The following is a 19563-nucleotide window of genomic DNA, read 5'->3' as shown; positions in this document are numbered from 1 at the left end:
CTGCGCCGGGTGTTTGTTTCTATTAAAAATTATCTGAGAGAGCTTTTTCAATCAGTTTTTTACAGCGATCCAGCTCTACCTTCAGCTGTTTTTTATATAGCTTGGCGGCTTCGTAATCTTTAAATTGATAGAGGACGACTTCCTGGAGCTTAGCCCCTTCTTTTTTTACTTTAATTTGTTTTAGTATCCCGTCATCAAGAAGCTCATGCAAAGACCGGTATACTTCTGTATGATTTGGTTTAAAACCAATCTCTTTAAATTCAGACCGAAGTACTTCAAGCAGCTTTAACCCATAGAGTCTCTCTTGCTCTGTCATCGTTATCATATAAAGCTTCAAAAATGCGCGCTGTTTCACTAAAAAGCCTGTTGAACTCCTTTTTTCTTCTTTCATCATATGCACTCCTTCTTCTGTCACTGACAACACTATGTACTAAATATTCAATTTTCTTTTATTGTTTTCCTTCTTTATATTAAAGACTGATAGTCCAGTCATTTCATGTTTACTGATTATAGGTGTAGCGGAAAAAATAAATTTCGACTGAACATTTGGTACATAGTTTTCTTAGTTCTATTATAGCCTGCATTTACTGCTATCTTCAATTTAAACGATTGCCAGGGTTTACATATCTCATTTTACCGGTACGGATTTCATTCAAATAAAAAAACCTGTCGAAAGACAGGTTTTCATTTTTAAGGATTTGTTGACCATAATCCCGCTGTTTTGATGAAAATACGAGGATCTAATTTCAATTGTGCCACCATGTACTCAGCAAGATCCTCAGGCTGCATCACTTTTTCAGGATTACCGTCTGTTAAGTTCAATTCGATAGACATATCACTAGCGACAGTGCTCGGCGTTAACGCGCTGACTCTGATATTATGTTTTCTCACTTCTTGCATAAGAGACTCTGTTAACCCGAGAACGGCAAATTTAGAAGCGCTGTAAGCACTTGTTACAGCAGCTCCTCTTTGACCCGCTGTAGACGAAATATTAATGATGTCTCCGGCTTTGCGTTCGATCATTTCCGGAAGCACCGCGCGCGTGACATGGTACACACCCATTAGGTTGACTTGAATAATATTTTCCCACTCATCGGCTGACAGATCTAAGAAACCGCCAAATTTGCTGATGCCGGCATTATTAATGAGAATATCGATATCACCGAGCTGTTCCTTCACTTGAGCTACAGCTTGGTTAACCTGATCGGCATCTTTTACATCTGCAGCAGCAAATGCAGCTTTTACACCAAGCGCTTTGACTTCTTCAGCCACTTTTTCTACATTAGCGGAAGTCCGGCCAATTAACCCGATATTCACGCCTTCTTTGGCAAGCGCCAAAGCAGTAGCGCGGCCAATTCCTCTGCCTCCGCCTGTGATTAGTGCAGTTTTATGTTGTAAATTTTGCAATTGAAGCACCCTTTCTTTGTTTACATATGTACGATATCACATTATAAGTACAATACATCCAATACGCAAATCAAACGAACTGTGTAAATATCATTTCTTCTGATTAAAAAAACGGATACAGGGTAATGACATAAGAAAAGGAGTGAACATATGATTATAGTTTATATCAGTCTTGCAGTATTAGCAGTTTCTATTATCTTCTTAGGAGTTAACGTGATTCAAAACAAGAAAAAAATGGACCCTGCACTAAAGGAGCTTTCCTCTGTTACGCAGGCTATGCAAAAACAAATCGAAGGATTAAAAACAGAAACAGATCTGCTGACGCAAAAACAAAAGAAGATTCAGCAGGATGTCCAAATGAAAAAATCCGCGTTTCAGCAGACCGCAGCTGAAGTAAAAGAAGTTCCTAAAGCTGTTAAAGAGGTGTGGCAGGCTGGTCATTTAAATAGCAGGTCATGATGAATGATATCCCGTTGTTTCGATCAGAATGGACAATGGGATATCATTTTTTGAGGAGGCTTTCGCATGATTGTAAACCACAGTTGCTTAAAGGAGTTCGCAGAAAAACTACATTCTCTTCCCTCTTCACTTACAAAGTCGGATTTACTTATTTCTCCATTTCATCTCCATCAAGAAAATGAACTTGACATCTACTATTCACCTCATAATGAATATATCAATCGGACTGCTACGATTGTGATTGCCGGGATCACGCCGGGTTTTTCCCAGATGAAAACAGCGTACGAAACAGCAGTCGAAAGTCTGCGGCAAGGCCGCACTCTTGAGCAAATGGCGGTAGATACAAAAATAGCAGCGGGTTTCTCCGGGTCGATGAGACATAACCTTATCACCATGCTGGATTTATGCGGGCTGCCGCAAGCTTTCGGCATTCAAAGCGCCGCAAAGCTTTTTGGAGAATTACGGCATATGCTCCATACAACTTCCGTTATTAAATATCCTGTCTTTATCCAGCAAAAAAACTATACCGGATACAAACCGGCTATCACTCATTCTCCTATCCTAAGCACCTATGCTTTTGGGCACTTCCCTGCGGAGCTTAACCATGTGACGGGACCAGCTCTTCTCATTCCGTTAGGAAAAGCGGCCGAAACAGTATGTGAAACATTGATCAGACAGCACAGCCTCCAGAATTTGATTTGCCTTAACGGCTTTCCCCATCCATCAGGCGCGAACGGCCATCGTTTGAAACAATTCAGCAAAAACAAAGAGCAACTAGAAACACAAATTCGTTCCTTTGCTGCATTGGTTGATTTCGCTATAGAAAAGAGGAAATAAAAGGGATATGATAAACAAAAACACAAACGTGGAGAGTGGTTGAATGTTTCCTATATTAGAAACGGATCGGCTTATACTTAGGCAAATCACAGATCAGGACGCGGAAGCCATTTTTGCTTGTTTCTCAAACGATGAGGTGACACGCTATTATGGGCTTGAAAACATGGAATCTATAGAACAGGCCATTTCAATGATTCAAACGTTTGCTGCCCTCTATCAAGAAAAACGCGGTATACGGTGGGGAATTGAAAGACTGGACACTAAAGAACTGATCGGAACAATAGGCTTTCACGCTCTGGCCCAAAAGCATAGGCGCGCGGAAATCGGTTATGAAATCATCCCGGAGCATTGGCAAAACGGATTTGCATCAGAAGTCCTTTCAAAGGTCGTATCTTACGGATTTTCTGCCCTTGGACTGACGCGTATTGGCGCAGTTGTATTTATCGCTAATGAAGCATCAAATCGTCTGCTTCTAAAAATGGGTTTTCAAAAAGAAGGCGTTTTAAGACAGTACATGTATCAAAATGGGACTCCATATGATACAAATGTGTACTCTATTGTGAAACCAAGAGAATGACGGTATTCTCTTGGTCTGTGCGCACATCCCTTTTCCTTTAAAAAGATAAAAAACGCCCCCAAACAGGGCGCTTTCTAATTAAGATGCATATTGAGGAGATGTTTCCTCCTTAACTGCTTTTTCCTCAGGTATATGAATACATTTTGTCAAGACCGCACTTGCAAGGTAAAGGGCCGCAAAGATCCAGACCACGCCTTGCGCGCCGACGAGACCGATGAACAGCCAAGCGAGTGCGGGGCCGACAAACGCTGATAAACCTGCAGCCAAATTCAATACAGACATGGCTGCCCCTTTATCTTTTCCTGCCACCGTCGGCACAATTGCACCAATAGGCACATAGCCTGCCAGCAAACCGCCCCAAATAAAGCCGATCACGCTGACAACCGCTAAGCTTCCGCCGGAGAAAACAGGTGCGTAGTATAATAAGAGGGTGAAAATGCCGCAGCCGACTCCGCCGAACCAAATAACAGTATTTTTCCAGCCGAATTTATCGCCGACAATACCAAAGATAAGGTTAAACACAATGTTCCCCAGGAAAATCGTTCCCCAAATTTGCAGCCACACATTGGTTGAAATTCCATGCTGGGCCATGTGCATCGGCAAAAAGACTGGAAAACCATATGTACCAATGCTGTTGATGATTCTGATGATTCCGCCTGTAAGCACGCGCGGATTTGTAAATAGAATCGTAACCCCTTTTAAAAGCTCCTCGGCTGTTTCTGATCTTTTTCTTTTCTTCTTTTCAAAACGGTCTTTATTGATAAACAATGCAAAAAATGCACCGAGACATACCCAGAAAATAGAGCTCCAAAGCGTATTCAAATAACCGAACGCTTTGATCGCGTAGCTTGAGTACCAAGCGCCGAACACAAACATGCCGAGGCAATATGCAATCCAAAACCAGCCGACAGCAGTGCTCAGTTTGCTTTGCGGTGTTCTGTAAATGACCCATGTCAAGAAAGAGTAAGCAAAAAGCGGGTAACCTAACCCTTTTACGAAGTAAGTCACATACATCACTGGCAGGTTCAGCTGTTCAAATCCAAATACGATAAAAGCAGCTGTACCGATCACATAAAACAACAGCCCCATAAACATCGTTCGTTTTGCGCCAAATGCTTCGAGACATACACCCGAAAACCAGGAAGCTATGGCAAGCGCAATTCCGTATATACTAAAAATGGAAGCGGACTGCTGAACGGTGAGCCCGTTTTCGATCAAAAAAGGACTGAGCCAGCCTTGTTCAAGGCCATCTCCCATCATAAACAAAACAACCCCTAAAAATCCCCAGGCAAGCCGCTTCGGTATTCCTATTTTATCCAACATATCTGTCTCCTCCTTAGATGCTTATATTCATTACCGTATTACCTTATTAAAGTTGAAAATTAAATGATTCCTCAAAACAGCAAAAATGCCGCCTTAAATCAATACTTTGCTTTCTGAACCTGAAAAAAAGCGCTGTGTTTGCTTCCATTTCTCATATAAAGCCAATTCTGTCTGACAGTCCTTCGGTTCGATCACCCGGACATTTGCTGACATCTCCTCCGTTAATTGAAAGGTTTCATTGCAAATGACTGCAGCTCCAACAACAGATGCCTGATGATATCCCTCTTGGACATAGACCTTTTTTTGAAGAAGATCCGCGATATATTGAGTGAGCGCTTTGCTTTGGAATCCCCCTCCGCACACCCAAACATAGTCACGTTCAAACGGAGTAACCTCTGTTAAAATGTCAAAGTTCCATTTAATTGAAAATGCGATCTCTTCTAGCGCTGCACGTACAAAATGTGCCCTCTTTAAATGTGCTGACAGCGGGGCATCAAAAAGAAAACCGCCTCTCGTTAACGCATTCTTTTCAGCCGATAAATAAGAGCCGAGAGCCGCTACACATGCATGGTCTTCTTTTGCAAGTGCAGAAATCTCCTCCTCCATTACTTCGTACGTTTCATTCGGATAAAAAATCTGTTTTAATTTTTGATAATTCAAGCCGGTAATTCCCGGATTCGTTTCCACAAGCCAATGCCCTTGATCCGTATGACAGTTCAGCCAGGCTTTATGTTTTGTGTCGCCATGATCCGCAGTAATTTTGGTTATTGGCGTTGTTGTCCCTGATACAATGACAATGTCCTCAAGTCCAGCTCCGGTGCTTTTGACAGCTAGCTGTGTATCCCCGCCCCCTGCTATAACCTTAGCATTTATTGAAAGGCCTAATTCGGATGCATATTCATTTGCTATCGTTCCAATTGCTGTTCCCGCTCTTACAAGAGGCGGAAGGATAGATGGAGAAAAGCCGAATATGTCGCACATCTCTTCTGACCAAGTGTTTTGCTTCACATCAAACAGCAGGGTTTCTGTTGCCTGTGATGGTTCATATGTTAATATTCCGCTCAGTTGGTACGTCACCCAATCACTGATGCTAGTAAAGCTTGCAGTCTTTTCCCATAAAGAGGGCTGGCGCTGTTTTAATCCATAAAGCTTGAGCGCGGAAAAAAGTGCGGTTGGCAGGCGGCCTGTGCGGCTGTATATCTCTTCCCGATCGGGAATGCTCGCCTCCCACTCTCGACCGCGGTTATCGATGTTCGGCAGCCCAAGAAAAGAATCGCCGTTTTGATCGATCAGAACAATCCCCTGTCTTTGACTCGTCGATGTCAAACCAATGATGTCAATATCACACGAACGGGATAGCACACGTTTTGCCAAATTCATCACCTGCTTCCACAGCACCTGAGGAGAAAAATAACGGCTGTCCGGGTAAAGCGTCTCTGTGGAATACACGATGTCCTCCCGTTCAACTGTTAAAACACTGCCAGTTACACTCACGACCGCTACCCTCGCATTGCCTGTGCCAATATCAAAAACGAGATAGCCTTTTTGTTTTTTCATTCTCTTAGCCTCCTTTTTTATACCCCTGTTTTCAGTTCGTCCTTGTTATACATTGTCGGAATATTAAGAGTTTTTTCACCCTTCCACTTTTTGAGGGCGTTATTCAGTATCGTCACGTGATGATCCTCCACTTCAAATGTTGCTCCAGCGAGATGCGGTGTTGCCAGAACATTAGGCAATGAAATCAATTCATAATCTGATTGCTCTGGAGGTTCATGATAAAAAACGTCTAATATCGCACCTCTGATTTTATGTTCTTTTAATACAGATAAAAGATCTTCACGGTTTACAACAACTGCTCTTGAAGTATTAACGAAAATCGCACTCTGTTTCATCAGATCAAAATATTGCCGATCTATCAGTCCGAGTGTTTCCTCAGTGCGAGGCAGATGGACAGAAACGATATCGCTGTCTGAAAACACCGTTTTAAGAGATGCTTTTTCATACAACGGATGATCGTCTTGAATGTATGGATCGTAATATTTTATCTTACAGTCAAACACAGTCAGCAGTTTTGCAATCCTTTGCCCGACTGCGCCGAACCCAATCATGCCAACCGTTTTTCCTGTTAGCTCATTTCCTTTAAATTTGACATAAGCCTGCAGGTAATCACTGTCCCACTCTCCATCCTTCAGCCATTGATTCGAGGCGCTGGTATGGCGGAGAAAGGTAATCACATTTCCAATAAACATTTCAGCAACGGCTTGTGCATTCCGCCCTGGTGTATAAAAAACAGGTATGCCTCTTTTTGAAGCAGCTGCCACATCCACATTGGAGGGCATTCCCCTGCAAACACCGACAAATGAAAGTTCGGGAACAGAAGCAAATACGCTGTCTGTTACCTGATCAAGCTCAGTAATCAAGCCTGTCGCATTTGTTGCTTTTAGCAGCTGAATGAGTTCATCTTCCCGATATGCCCGGCCTTGTTCCTTCCAAGATTGATAAGCAACTGAGCCAAACAAGTTTTCTAGCTCTTTTCGTCCTTCTTCGTTGTACGGTGCTGTAACCAAAACCGTCATGGTGCAAAACATCCTTTTCATCGTATTTTTCATAAAAAAAATCTCTTTCCGCAGATGGAAAGAGATTCATATATAGGCGCGCTCTGTTACAGGCAGACGCCGGTATAAACCTTGCTTTCCTATCTTTCAAGCTGACGCTTGCTGGAATTGGCACAATAATGTTGCCGAGGTTTCATAGGGCCAGTCCCTCCACCTCTCTGGATAGAAAATGTTGAGTATGTAATTTTCAGAATGAAGAATACGTTTATCATAAAGAAGTCTCAGATTGATGTCAATCTCTTTTTTCAGAATTGACGTTATCATCCGAAATGTTATAATTCTTACAAAATATCTAACTAGAGAGAGGAACTGGGCCATGAAATCTTTTGCCACACAACAAAACGGCATTTTCAAATCCGTTTGCTCGCTGGACTGCCCGGATCAGTGCGGATTGTTAATACATAAAAAAGACGGGAAAATCGTAAAAATGCAAGGAGACCCTGATCATCCTGTCACAGCCGGAAACATATGCAACAAAGTCCGGAATATGACGGAGCGCATCTATGATGAAAAGCGGCTGACAACACCGCTCAAACGAACAGGTGCGAAAGGCCAAGCGATATTTGAACCGATTTCTTGGGAAGAGGCAATCGATACGATCACCTCCCGCTGGAAACAGCTGATTGATGAAGAGGGAGCTGAAAGCATACTTCCTTACAGCTTTTACGGAAACATGGGGAAATTGACAGCTGAAGGAATGGACCGCCGCTTTTTTTACCGCATGGGGTCAAGCCAGCTTGAACGGACGATTTGCAGCAAAGCGGGATCTGAAGGCTATAAATATACAATGGGCATAAGCGCGGGAATCGACCCTGAGGAAACCATTCATACAAAACTATTTATTTTTTGGGGAATCAATGCGGTCAGCACAAACATGCACCAAATTACGATCGCCCAAAAAGCGCGAAAACAAGGTGCCAAAATTGTCGTGATCGATGTGCATAAAAATCAAACAGGACGTCTCGCAGATTGGTTTATTCCGATAAAGCCGGGAACCGACAGTGCACTTGCTCTTGGCATCATGCACATTTTATTTAAAGAAAACCTTCATGATGAAGCATTTCTGTCCGAGTACACGGTTGGCTATGAAGAGCTCCGTGAACACGTGAAACAATATGATCCTGAAAAGGTATCGACGATCACCGGTGTCAGTACCGAAGATATTTACCGACTGGCAAAAATGTACGGGGAAACCTCCCCTTCTTTTATCAGAATCGGAAACGGACCCCAGCATCACGATAACGGGGGGATGATTGTAAGGACGATTGCCTGTCTTCCGGCGATCACCGGCCAATGGCTGCACACAGGGGGCGGCGCAATTAAGCATAACAGCGGAATTTTAGAATATAACACAAATGCCTTGCAGCGGCCCGACTTATTGAAAGGGCGCACCCCGAGGTCGTTTAATATGAATCAGCTTGGCAGGGTGCTTTTGGAAACAGACCCGCCGATTCGCTCTCTATGTATTTACGGAACGAACCCTGCCGTCGTCGCGCCCGAAGCAAACAAAGTCAGACAGGGCTTGCTGCGGGAAGACTTGTTTACTGTGGTTCATGATTTGTTTTTAACGGAAACGGCTGCATATGCGGACATTGTACTGCCTGCAACATCCGCTTTTGAAAATACTGATTTTTACACCTCCTACTGGCACCATTACATTCAGCTTCAGCAGCCGGTGATTGAGAGATATGGGGAAAGCAAGTCTAACACTGAGGTTTTCCGATTACTGGCTGAAGCCATGGGATTCACAGACCAGGAGCTTAAAGATTCAGATGAAGTATTAATCCGCCAGGCGCTTGACCATCCAGATAATCCGCATTTGGCAGAGATTGATTACGATGCACTTGCTAAGCATTCATTTATGAAAGCAAAACGCGAAAAGCCGCTGTTTCCGGGCGAACTTCCAACGCCAAGCGGAAAAATAGAATTATATTCAGAAAAAATGAAACAAGACGGCTTCCCTGCTTTACCGACATATACACCTCTTGTAACCGATAATGAACATCCGTTTATGTATGTTCCGGGGCCAAACCATAATTTCTTAAACTCAACATTTTCCAATAATGAAAAACACATCAAGCTTGAAAAGACGCCAAAGCTCTTTATCAACACAAAAGATGCTGAAGAACACGGAATCGTTGATGGGGCACCTGTACGAATTTGGAACAGCCGAGGAGAATGCCAGCTGACCGCTGCAGTTGGAGAACAAGTGCTGCCAGGTGTCGTTGTCAGCCAAGGATTATGGGCGGATGAACAAGGAAAAAAACAGCTTGTAAACGCGCTAACCCCAGACCGATTGTCCGATATGAGCGGCGGCGCCACCTTTTTTTCAGGCCGTGTACAGATTGAAAAGGTTTGAAAAATAATGAAACCCGGAGTATGCCAAGCCCGTATAACATAACATTGACATAATGGAGGCATACACATGGACGTTTTTTTAGGAATTGGTATTGCTTTGGCAGGATATTTTATCGGTGAAGGCTTAAAGCAGAGGAACCAAACCAAAGGTAATGAACAAAATGATATCTTGCTTATAAAAGAACGGGATATTTACTTTTACATCGGACTTTTTTTAGGAATAACAACGACTGAAGCAAAACAGTTAGCCGGAGATACGGCAGACCTGCCTTACATTGAAATAAACGGAAAAAAATATGTACAGAAACATATGTTAAAAGATTGGACATTCACATTAGTTGAAAAACATCAGGGTGAATAAAACAAATCTGAGGAGAGCGAGATTCATTGTCACGCTCTCCTCTCTTAGCTTTATGGATTGACCGCCACCAAAACTTTGTTCTATAAGCGCTGATAAAACGATAAACCACTATCTATGTTCTTTCCTCAAACGGCTCGAGATGCCCGTTCCACAACAATAGTTTTTATATTCCTTTGATGACGTGATGTTCTTGATGAACGTATGTATCGTAAAACACTTAGAAAACCTATTCGGTTCGAATGTGTGCTCTCATTATGCCCCCATACTGCGCCTTTATCCGCGGAGGATTTTTTTAAAAAATATGAAACCTAAAGCTTTTAGATCCTGAATTTTTATTGAACCTCCATATTTCTCCGATTGGTAAAAATTAGCCTATACACCGGAAGCTGTACGTTTATAAAGGATCAGAGAATCCCATAACCAGTAAATCACTGCAGCCGCAATACTTAACATATAATAAAAGTACGATTGCAATGTCCATGCTATTGACGCAGGTTCATTGATAACAAAAAACAGGAAAGCTGCGATAAAAGCAACCACACTGTAAATCAATAGGTACATGACATTGAATGTTCTCGCTTTTTTCTGCAACTTCATTTGGAGCGGAACAGCAAAAAGGCCATACACCACAAAACCGTATAATAAAGCAATTGCTGCCGTAAACAATGCAATTATCATATCGCCATACATAACGAAAGAATAAAACCCTAAAAACAAACCAAATGTAAGGCTGGATAGCCCTAATGTCATTAAATAATATGATGCGATTTTTTTCATTTTTTCACCCCCCTTGTTTGATTTATTCACAGTGCTGTTAGTATAAATTCACAACCTTTGTATTTCTTTTATCGAGATGTCTTCCCCAACGTGCTATACGCAATGCGCTAATAAAAGGTTTCAAAAATGACGTTCTTTTATTAGATAATACGCTGGCATGAAAACGCATCTCCTAATTGGCGAAAGCGCGAATGAAAAAAGTGAATGAATACCTGATCAACAGACAAAATAAGAAGAGTTGATATTCAACACTTTTCGTAAAGGAGTGAAACCAATGAGTAAAAAGGGAATTCAAAATTCAAGTATTGAACAAATGAGAAATGACCATGAGACTGAAACAGCTTTTAAAGCAGATGATCCTAAAAAACATGGTTCTGATCCTAAAAGAACGAAATAAGTTCTTACCCCCACTAAAATATCAATAATCTGGAGGAAGTAAAGTGACTCAAAAAAACGGTGCAGACAGACCTGATGATTATAAAAGATTTTCTTCATTAGACAAGGAATATGATTTTCAGCAATCTATAAGCAGCAATACTGAGACAGAAAGTGTAAACACTGAAACACAAACTCATAACAAAGAAAACAAAAATGACACAACAGATGTAGCCGGGAAATACTTTGAGCCCTCAGATTATAAAGGAAGCACGCAATTGGAAAAAGGATTGGCTGAAACTCATGAACAGGTGAGCGATGACTATTTTGAAGGAACGATCGATCAAAATTTGGACTAGCCATACAAACGGAGCTAACTTAAAAGAAGTCAGTTAGCTCCGTTTGTAGAAACAACCACAGTAAAAGTAGCCAACCCCCACCGAATAAGATGGGGGTTGCACGTAAGTAGCCTGTTTAATATTTAAAACGATTAATGACGGTTTGAAGCTCTTCTGCCAACTGAGATAGAGATTCTGCGGCATAGGAGATTTCCTCCATTGAATGTAGCTGTTCCTCTGATGATTTTGCAACCGCTTCTGTATTTGCTGACGTTTCTTTTGTACCAGCAGCCAATGTATGAACTGTGTGCTGAATCACTTCAACGCCTGAAGTAAGCTGTTGAGTTGCTGCTGCAACTTCTTGTATTTGAGAAGTGACCTGTTCCACCAGGTTCAGTATTTCATTGAAATTTCCTGTTGTCTCTTGAGAAAGAACAATACCTGAGCTCACATTTTCTTGAACAACTTTAATATTATTTACCGTTTCTATCGATTCGTTTTGGATGGTCGCTACCACCGATTGGATGTGGTTTGCTGATTTATTTGTTTCATCCGCTAATTTCCGAACTTCTTCAGCCACCACGGCAAATCCTTTTCCTTGCTCTCCGGCTCTGGCCGCCTCGATCGCTGCGTTTAGGGCCAGCAAATTGGTCTGCTCTGAAATCGTCGTGATAAGCGAGGAAATATCACTGATTTCTGCTGTGCTCGCTACCAATGCCTGTAATCCATTGCCGGCTGAATCTACAGATTTATCAATGAATTTCATCTGATCTAACATCTTGTTGACGGACTTAGAGCCTATTTCAGCCTTGTCTCTCATCGAAGAAGAGAGATCCGCTATGTTCCCTGTATTTGAAGCAACAGATGATATACTGTCTAATAATTCAGTAATGGATTCCGCACTCTTTTCTGTCATTGAGCTTTGTTTCACATTGCTTTCGGCAGCCATCTGCATGGCTCGGGAAATATGTTCAGATGTTGATTTTGATTCTTCTGCGCTTGCCGATAATTCTTCGGAGGAAGCGGCGACTTGTTCAGATGAACTGCTGATTTGCTTCACAATTTGAGATAATGAATGAGTAAAAGAATTAAAAGATTTGGCAAGCTGGCCAAATTCATCTTTATTTTTCACTATGACTTTTTTGGTTAAATCAGCCTCGCCATGAGCAATTTCCTCTAGCTGCTTATTTATGCTTCTTAGTGGCACCATAATGGACTTTAACAGCATTATGCTTAGAACAATGCCTAACATTACTGATATCCCTGTGACAATGATAATGAGCGATTGACTCATTTTCCCATTGCCCCGTATTTCATCCTTTAGATCCTCTACCTCTTGATCCAGGCGATCAGACAGCTTATTGACAGCCGGATCTACGACTTCTTTTCTTAATGTTCTTTCTTCTCCAAAATGGATGGTTTCTGCTTTTTTAGGATTTGAAGAGTAGGCTGTTACTACCTGCTGATTCAAAGCTCTATACTGAGTAAAACTTGTCTTAATGTCTTCAATATTGGATTGATACTTCTCTTCATCAATCAAGTCATTAACCCGGTCAAGGCTCTTTAAGACATCGTCTGCTTTTTCCTTCATACCCTCGTCGTATTCTTTGTCTCCGGTAATCAAGAAGCCTCTTTCATCATTTGATAACCCGGTCAATTCATATTGGATGTGTTTTATCTCTTTTTGGAATTCCATTTTGTCTTTAAGTTCTTCATTCTTTTTCACAGTAGAAGAAATCATAAATACTGAGGAGCCTCCAATTCCAATAATTGAAACAACTAATATTGATATAATCCCCAGCAATTTTGTTTTCACTTTCATGTGTCGTTTTCCCTTTCCGCACAATGTAATGGCTGAAATAAAATATGTTCAAGCGCGTTTGAATCCAATTCGCTTACGCTCATGTCCATAATATCGACACGTGTTATCAAGTTTTATAGTGCTATTTTCATATGAATAAGCAAATTCTTTACGGCTCTAAATCTTCAAAAAGGCTTCACGAAAAATTTACTGTCTTTTGTCGTATAAGTCACTCTTATTCTCATTTTCTATTAGGCATACAAAAAAGGCTTTTCCCACCTCAAATTGGCTGAACCGGCTGTTTTCTCGAAAATATAATACAATACGCAGCATAATATGAAGGAGCGAAACTTAAATGGGGATCATCAATGGTAAAGAATTCATTGACCGATTGAATAAACTAGAAAACGAAATATGGTATGATGGCGAAAAAATAAAGGGTAACATTTCTGAGCATCCTGCATTTAAAGGAATAATCAAAACAAAAAGCTCACTTTATGAATTGCAAACAAAGGATGAGTTAATACATGAAATGACTTATTGCCTTCCTGGAGATCATAATCGAATCGGCCTTTCCTATCTCCAGCCTAAAACCAAAAATGATTTGAAAAAAAGAAGGACCATGATTGAACATTGGGCTAGACATACTCACGGAATGATGGGGAGAAGTCCGGATTACATGAATACGGTTATGATGAGCTTTGCTTCGTCAGCGGAGCTTCTAAAAGATAAAGAGAATTGCTTTCCTGAACATATACTAGATATGTATGAACAAGCTGCTAAGCATGACCTTTCTTTTACCCATACATTCATTACTCCGCAAGTGAACCGGTCACAGTCCTATTTTGGGCTAAGTGAAAAACCGATATCTGCTAAAGTCATTGATAGAACCGAAAAAGGTTTAATGATTCATGGCGCACGACTGCTTGCAACACAAGGCGGATTGACCGATGAAATCTTGGTTTTTTCAGCGCCTAAATTTTTCTTTGAAACAGATGAAGCTTATGCTTTTTCAATCCCTTCTAATACAAAAGGCGTAAAATTCATCACAAGAGAATCATTTGTATTAAGCGACTCTTCCTTTAATCATCCCTTAAGCTCAAGGTATGAAGAAATGGATTCAATTGTGGTTTTTGATCATGTGTTAGTGCCGTGGAATCGTGTGTTTTTTTACGATAATGTGGAAGCAGCTAAAGATTTTATGACAAAAAGCTCTTTTCATGCCTTTACCTTTCACCAGGTTGTCATTAGGCAAATGATAAAAATTGAATTTCTATTAGGTGTTGCACAGCTTCTTGTCGACACCATTAATGTTTCCGAATATCAGCACATCCAAGAAAAGCTCTCAGAAATCATTGTGGGATTGGAAACAATCAAAGCCCTCATTGACAAATCGGAAAATGATGCTCAGTTAGATGAATTCGGCTATATGCGCCCCTGTTTAATTCCTCTTCAAGTCATCAGTACGATCATTCCTAAGCTATATCCTCGATTTACTGAAATCATACAATTAATTGGAGCTAGCGGAATGGTGACACTGCCTACCGAAAATGCATTTGACTCAGAGATACGGGAAGATCTTGACCAATATCTTCAAGCAACCAATACAAATGCTGAAGAACGTGTGAAAATTTTCCGTTTGGCATGGGATTTAACAATGAGTTCATTCGGAACTAGACAAACTCACTACGAAAGATATTTTTTCGGAGATCCTATTCGGATTTCAAGCAGGCTGTATACCAGTTATCCAAAGCAGGAGCAGTTGAACATGATTAAAACATTTTTACATGCAGATGCAGAACAATGAAAAAACAGCGGGAAAAGATCCGCTGTTTCGTATTTTTTATTCAGGAAACTGAACATGGCCCGGTACTGTATAGGCTTTGGACGTTCCGCTTTCAGGCAGCTTTGGAATGGTGTCTTTCACAACGTTTCCGCGGATGTCAGTCATTCTGACTTTGAGAGAACCTGTCCCTAAATTCGTACTTACAAAATGGTTATAGTCCATTTTCTCCATGTTGATCCACTTACCATCCTTTTCATATTGCATTTTCATAACAGGATACTTGTGATTTCTGACTTGGATTGCTGCCCACCACCTGCTGCTGCCTTCTTTGATCCGGTAGGTGAAATTGCCGGTGATTGGGGCTTTGACAACACGCCATTTAATATTGATTTTTCCGTCTTTCATATTGCCGATTTTACGGAAGGCATTAGGTGACAGATCAAGAGCTCCCCGAGCGCCTTCGGGATAAAGATCAGTAACATATACGGTTGTTTTCCCTTTTGGCCCTTCAACTTCCAAATAAGAGCCGGCAAGTGCTGCTTTTACTCCTCCGTAATTGAGATCCGCCGGATTTATTGCAGTAATCTCCATATCGGAAGGAATGGGATCCAGCAGGAAAGCTCCTCCTGAATAACCTGACCCTGTATACGTTGCATAACCTTCATGCAGGTCGTCATATGCTGCCGAAGCTTGCGGGGAAAAACAGAAGATCGTCAACAAAACCATACCAACAAATGCACTCATAATCTTTTTCATATTTGGTCCTCCTCAAACCAGACTTCAAATGAGAATCATTATCATTATAAGACTCAATCCATCTGGTTTGAAAGAGGAAATAGATTCATAGATGATTTTAAGGCAAATTCACTATCATTCATATATCAAATGTAGGTACTTATGAAAAAGCCAATACAAATGAACGAATGTGCACTTCAGCCAAATGTCTTATTTTTCCCTCTCAAAATTCGCACTTCAATAACGAAATGAAACAGGCTGTTGGCCTGATAACAGCTATACAGGAAAAGCTATTTTTCCCCGCTCAGTTTCAACTTAGCTGTCATCATGATGCCAAAGATCAGCACAATCGGAACCCAAATAATGAAGTGATAAAAATCAGGCTCAGCCAGAGCAACAATAATAGCCCCTACACAATACAAAATAATAGCCAGTGCTCTTAACACAGTATCTCTTAAGAAAGTCTTCTTTTGCTTCTTAAAAAACAAACGGCCGGATATATCCTCTAAAAGAGAAGCCAAAGTGCCGGTCAACACAGTTGAAGAAATACCTGCAATCCCCAGTTTTTTTGCTGCTGTAGTTTGAATCCCCATAGAAATGCTCATGAGTATAATCAGAATGTGCACAGGAACAAATGCCCGGTAAAAAGAAAGACAAGCAAAGACAAACAAAATGAATGCTTCAAGTGCGAGGGCTTTTGTCACAGCAGAAGGCCAAAGGGTATTTTCCGCCTTTCCGACCATCAATGTAGCAATGATCACGCCGCATATAAATCCGATTAGCGCAGTCAAGGAATTAAAAACAGTGACCTGAATGGATTTGCCGATAGCTAACCCCAATAATACAATGTTTCCAGTCATATTAGCTGTGAACACATGTCCCAGGCTTAAATACCCGATTACATCCACGATTCCAGCTGTTAAACATAAAAGTGATAGCAAGGTGTTTCGATAAGCTGCTGCAGTCAACGGTGTATCAATCCTTTCTTCTATTTCAATTGTTAGTATGTCTTCTTTTGGCGCAATCTCTATTTTTTAAGTAACCCAACATTAATTAGGAAGATAGAACCTATCATTCCTTTCCATTAACTGTAATAATAATCCCCGCAAGGAAATTAAAATTGAAAGGAAGCATATTGTGATGAAACGACTTTTTTTATGGTTCACCGTCTTTAGCTTGTTTTTGGTTCTCTTGCCTGGAAAAGCATTAGGTGCAGTCGATTTTCCAAATACCTCAACAAATGGCCTTTTAGGTTTTGCCGGAAATGCCAAAAATGAAAAAGGCATCTCTAAAACGGGCACAACGGGTGGAAAAAACGGGCAGATTGTTTACATTCAAAGCGTAAATGATTTAAAAACCCATCTAGGAGGATCCACTCCGAAAATTTTAGTGCTTCAAAATGATCTTTCCGCATCTGCGAAAACAACAGTTACCATTGGCTCAAATAAAACACTCGTGGGCTCTTACGCGAAAAAAACGCTGAAAAATATTTATTTAACAACTTCATCAGCTTCTGGAAATGTCATTTTTCAAAATTTAACGTTTGAACACAGTCCGCAGATTAACGGAAATAATGATATCCAGCTTTATTTAGATTCCGGTATGAACTATTGGATTGATCACGTCACATTCTCAGGTCATAGCTATAATGCAAGCGGAAGCGACTTGGACAAACTCGTGTATATCGGAAAATCCGCAGATTATATCACGATCAGCAACTCAAAATTTGCGAATCATAAATACGGTTTGATTTTAGGATACCCGGATGATTCTCAGCATCAATATGACGGCTACCCCCACATGACAATCGCCAATAATTATTTTGAGAACTTGTATGTTAGAGGCCCAGGTCTGATGAGATACGGTTACTTTCATGTTAAAAACAATTACAGCAATAATTTTAACCAGGCGATTACAATTGCTACAAAAGCAAAAATATATTCCGAATATAATTACTTTGGGAAAGGCAGTGAAAAAGGCGGCATCCTTGACGACAAGGGCACTGGTTATTTCAAAGACATAGGCAGCTATCCATCACTCAACAAGCAAACCTCTCCGCTGACTTCTTGGAATCCCGGTTCAAACTATAGCTATCGTGTCCAAACGCCGGAATATACAAAAGAATTTGTCACGAAATATGCCGGATCACAAAGTACAACTCTGGTATTTGGCTACTGATATAAAAGAGGCCATGCGTTAAAAACGCTGTGCCTCTTTTTATACTATAGGCTATTTTTAAGCGATCCTTGTAATTCCATCAAGATCCAGCGTCGGTCAAACTAAAAAGCATATGTTCTATTCCACAATAACTTCTTAACTGGCTTTCTTATTATACCAGTTTATCGCAAGTGAAAAGAAATCATTGTTCTGGACCTGTATTAAATGAACGTTCGTCCCACAAACTATTCAAAAACCCCTAAAAAGGATGATGGATATGTGCGGCAGGTTTACTTTGTACTCTGCATTTGATGATATTATTGACCAATTTGACATCGATCAATTTTTTCCTAAAGGTGAATACCAGCCAAGCTATAATGTCGCACCATCACAAAACATCCTTGCAATCATCAATGATGGATCAAATAATCGCTTAGGCAAGCTTAGATGGGGACTTATTCCACCTTGGGCAAAAGATGAAAAGATCGGTTATAAAATGATCAATGCTCGAGCCGAAACAATTACCGAGAAACCGGCCTTTCGAAGACCGCTTGTCAGCAAACGCTGCATCATACCAGCAGACAGTTTTTATGAATGGAAACGGCTTGATTCCAAAACCAAAATCCCAATGCGGATCAAATTGAAATCATCTGCTCTTTTTGCGTTTGCTGGCTTATATGAAAAGTGGAGCACACATCAAGGATACCCTCTTTATACCTGCACTATCATAACAACTGAGCCTAATGAGTTCATGAAAGATATACACGACCGAATGCCGGTTATATTGGCCCATGATCATGAAAAGGAGTGGCTTAACCCCAAAAATACAAGCCCTGATTATCTGCAAAGTTTGCTGCTGCCTTATGATGCTGATGACATGGAAGCATACCAGGTTTCATCATTAGTAAATTCACCTAAAAATAATTCAGCTGAGCTTCTTGATGCAGAAAATCATATGTAGTGATTGAAATTCTCTAGCAAGAACTTGTCAAATAGCTTTGTTCCTTAGGTGCCAATCCCTCTAGTAGTTATGAATATTTAGTACATAGATCAATTAGTTATTTTCGATATCAGTTTGAAATAATTTTATTATGTAAACTTAAATAAGCAATGTTATCCCTTTCATATAAAATAGTTTACATTTTTATAAAATCGCTTCACTTTTCTATTTTGTCAGCAAAAAAACTGAACCACATTAAACTTATGAATCCTGCCGCACCTGTGATTGCAAATATGATATAAGCCCATAGAGGTAAATCCATACACTTTCCCTCCTAAGAATTAAATGAAATTTCTTTCATCTTACATGAAGGTCTTCTTTCTTTTGTTTATCCAGTGTAATACTTAATAATATGTTGATGAATGCAGCTGGAAAATATATAAATCCCACTCCAAGAATGCCTAGTATCGTACTTAAACTTACTATGTAATTCTTTGTCATCGTTTGACTATCAATCAATATTAGAAGTGAAATCAATCCAGCTAAAACACCTATAAACCAAGCATCGCCAACAGCATAAGAATCATCCAGCATCCCTAACCATCGCCCCAATATAGAGCTCCCAATGGCAGTCAAACTGGATAAAAATATGAGTGCTTTCATTTCTTGTCCTCCTTTAAAGCCAATCAAACTGGTAGAAATCGGCCATTGAATTCC

The 19563-nt window shown here is 40.6% G+C and carries 20 protein-coding genes, 1 pseudogene and 1 riboswitch; of the genes and pseudogenes, 10 read left to right on the top strand and 11 right to left on the bottom strand.

Annotated elements, in window-relative coordinates:
* Positions 1 to 22: 22 nt before the first annotated feature.
* Both rtp and NYE22_RS12225 read right to left on the bottom strand, forming a co-directional pair.
* The gene (rtp, locus tag NYE22_RS12230; RefSeq protein ID WP_003220337.1) at positions 23 to 391 is read right to left on the bottom strand and encodes a replication termination protein; all 369 of its coding nucleotides are present in this window, start codon (positions 389 to 391) and stop codon (positions 23 to 25) included.
* A 299-nt stretch (positions 392 to 690) separates the two neighbouring features.
* Positions 691 to 1407, bottom strand: a complete 717-nt coding sequence (locus NYE22_RS12225) for a 3-ketoacyl-ACP reductase (RefSeq protein WP_015483302.1) — start codon at positions 1405 to 1407, stop codon at positions 691 to 693.
* A 150-nt stretch (positions 1408 to 1557) separates the two neighbouring features.
* On the opposite strand from NYE22_RS12225, the gene NYE22_RS12220 reads away from it, so the two are divergent.
* The 3 genes from NYE22_RS12220 to NYE22_RS12210 all read left to right on the top strand — a co-directional run bounded on the left by NYE22_RS12220 (position 1558) and on the right by NYE22_RS12210 (position 3280).
* Positions 1558 to 1866, top strand: a complete 309-nt coding sequence (locus tag NYE22_RS12220; RefSeq protein WP_015251969.1) for a DUF948 domain-containing protein — start codon at positions 1558 to 1560, stop codon at positions 1864 to 1866.
* A gap of 66 nt (positions 1867 to 1932) precedes the next feature.
* Positions 1933 to 2703, top strand: a complete 771-nt coding sequence (locus NYE22_RS12215) for a hypothetical protein (protein ID WP_021481396.1) — start codon at positions 1933 to 1935, stop codon at positions 2701 to 2703.
* 43 nt (positions 2704 to 2746) lie between these two features.
* Positions 2747 to 3280, top strand: coding sequence for a GNAT family protein (locus NYE22_RS12210; protein WP_021481397.1), 534 nt, complete (start codon positions 2747 to 2749; stop codon positions 3278 to 3280).
* 78 nt (positions 3281 to 3358) lie between these two features.
* Here NYE22_RS12210 and NYE22_RS12205 read toward each other — a convergent pair whose 3' ends face one another.
* The 3 genes from NYE22_RS12205 to NYE22_RS12195 form a co-directional block, all read right to left on the bottom strand.
* Positions 3359 to 4603, bottom strand: coding sequence for an MFS transporter (locus tag NYE22_RS12205; protein ID WP_021481398.1), 1245 nt, complete (start codon positions 4601 to 4603; stop codon positions 3359 to 3361).
* Between the two features lie 93 nt (positions 4604 to 4696).
* Positions 4697 to 6160, bottom strand: coding sequence for an FGGY-family carbohydrate kinase (locus NYE22_RS12200; protein WP_032725875.1), 1464 nt, complete (start codon positions 6158 to 6160; stop codon positions 4697 to 4699).
* 17 nt (positions 6161 to 6177) lie between these two features.
* Positions 6178 to 7212 carry a 2-hydroxyacid dehydrogenase gene (locus NYE22_RS12195; RefSeq protein ID WP_029318083.1) on the bottom strand — a complete coding sequence of 345 codons (1035 nt, stop codon included), beginning with the start codon at positions 7210 to 7212 and terminating at the stop codon, positions 6178 to 6180.
* A gap of 83 nt (positions 7213 to 7295) precedes the next feature.
* Positions 7296 to 7387: riboswitch (SAM riboswitch) on the bottom strand.
* Between the two features lie 147 nt (positions 7388 to 7534).
* Between NYE22_RS12195 and NYE22_RS12190 the strand changes: the two genes are divergently transcribed.
* Positions 7535 to 9577, top strand: coding sequence for a molybdopterin oxidoreductase family protein (locus NYE22_RS12190; RefSeq protein ID WP_342411875.1), 2043 nt, complete (start codon positions 7535 to 7537; stop codon positions 9575 to 9577).
* A gap of 66 nt (positions 9578 to 9643) precedes the next feature.
* Complete coding sequence (locus NYE22_RS12185) at positions 9644 to 9937, top strand: hypothetical protein (RefSeq protein WP_029318081.1); 294 nt, start codon at positions 9644 to 9646, stop codon at positions 9935 to 9937.
* Positions 9938 to 10309: 372 nt separating this feature from the next.
* Here NYE22_RS12185 and NYE22_RS12180 read toward each other — a convergent pair whose 3' ends face one another.
* Complete coding sequence (locus tag NYE22_RS12180) at positions 10310 to 10714, bottom strand: UPF0715 family protein (RefSeq protein WP_015714052.1); 405 nt, start codon at positions 10712 to 10714, stop codon at positions 10310 to 10312.
* Between the two features lie 88 nt (positions 10715 to 10802).
* Positions 10803 to 10920, bottom strand: a pseudogene (locus tag NYE22_RS12175) (hypothetical protein); the annotation flags it as partial.
* Between the two features lie 68 nt (positions 10921 to 10988).
* Between NYE22_RS12175 and NYE22_RS12170 the strand changes: the two are divergent.
* Positions 10989 to 11111 carry a hypothetical protein gene (locus NYE22_RS12170; protein WP_014477000.1) on the top strand — a complete coding sequence of 41 codons (123 nt, stop codon included), beginning with the start codon at positions 10989 to 10991 and terminating at the stop codon, positions 11109 to 11111.
* Between the two features lie 43 nt (positions 11112 to 11154).
* Positions 11155 to 11448 (top strand): YozQ family protein, encoded by a 294-nt coding sequence (locus tag NYE22_RS12165; protein WP_014477001.1) that lies wholly within the window; start codon positions 11155 to 11157, stop codon positions 11446 to 11448.
* 115 nt (positions 11449 to 11563) lie between these two features.
* Here the strand turns inward: NYE22_RS12165 and NYE22_RS12160 are convergent, their stop codons facing one another.
* On the bottom strand, positions 11564 to 13249 hold the full coding sequence (locus NYE22_RS12160) for a methyl-accepting chemotaxis protein (protein WP_064911703.1): 1686 nt from the start codon (positions 13247 to 13249) through the stop codon (positions 11564 to 11566).
* A gap of 334 nt (positions 13250 to 13583) precedes the next feature.
* Here NYE22_RS12160 and hpaB point away from each other — a divergent pair, with 334 nt between their 5' ends.
* Positions 13584 to 15035 carry a 4-hydroxyphenylacetate 3-monooxygenase, oxygenase component gene (hpaB, locus tag NYE22_RS12155; RefSeq protein WP_015714054.1) on the top strand — a complete coding sequence of 484 codons (1452 nt, stop codon included), beginning with the start codon at positions 13584 to 13586 and terminating at the stop codon, positions 15033 to 15035.
* A gap of 36 nt (positions 15036 to 15071) precedes the next feature.
* On the opposite strand, the gene exlX is transcribed toward hpaB, so the two are convergent.
* A complete protein-coding gene (exlX, locus tag NYE22_RS12150) occupies positions 15072 to 15770 on the bottom strand; it encodes an expansin ExlX (RefSeq protein WP_015714055.1) in 699 nt (232 codons plus the stop codon).
* A gap of 269 nt (positions 15771 to 16039) precedes the next feature.
* Positions 16040 to 16717: a YoaK family protein gene (locus tag NYE22_RS12145; RefSeq protein WP_004399503.1), complete on the bottom strand. Its 678-nt coding sequence runs from the start codon at positions 16715 to 16717 to the stop codon at positions 16040 to 16042.
* A 172-nt stretch (positions 16718 to 16889) separates the two neighbouring features.
* Between NYE22_RS12145 and NYE22_RS12140 the strand changes: the two genes are divergently transcribed.
* Positions 16890 to 17927 (top strand): polysaccharide lyase family 1 protein, encoded by a 1038-nt coding sequence (locus tag NYE22_RS12140; RefSeq protein WP_286316286.1) that lies wholly within the window; start codon positions 16890 to 16892, stop codon positions 17925 to 17927.
* Positions 17928 to 18183: 256 nt separating this feature from the next.
* Entirely contained in the window at positions 18184 to 18867 is a 684-nt protein-coding gene (locus tag NYE22_RS12135) for an SOS response-associated peptidase (RefSeq protein ID WP_004399422.1), read from the top strand.
* Positions 18868 to 19203: 336 nt separating this feature from the next.
* Here NYE22_RS12135 and NYE22_RS12130 read toward each other — a convergent pair whose 3' ends face one another.
* Complete coding sequence (locus NYE22_RS12130; RefSeq protein WP_004399414.1) at positions 19204 to 19509, bottom strand: membrane protein; 306 nt, start codon at positions 19507 to 19509, stop codon at positions 19204 to 19206.
* Between the last annotated feature and the right edge of the window lie 54 nt (positions 19510 to 19563).

It is taken from the genome of Bacillus sp. FSL K6-1560 (genome assembly GCF_038592935.1).
Lineage (GTDB): Bacteria > Bacillota > Bacilli > Bacillales > Bacillaceae > Bacillus > Bacillus subtilis.
This window is presented reverse-complemented; position numbering and strand designations above follow the sequence as displayed.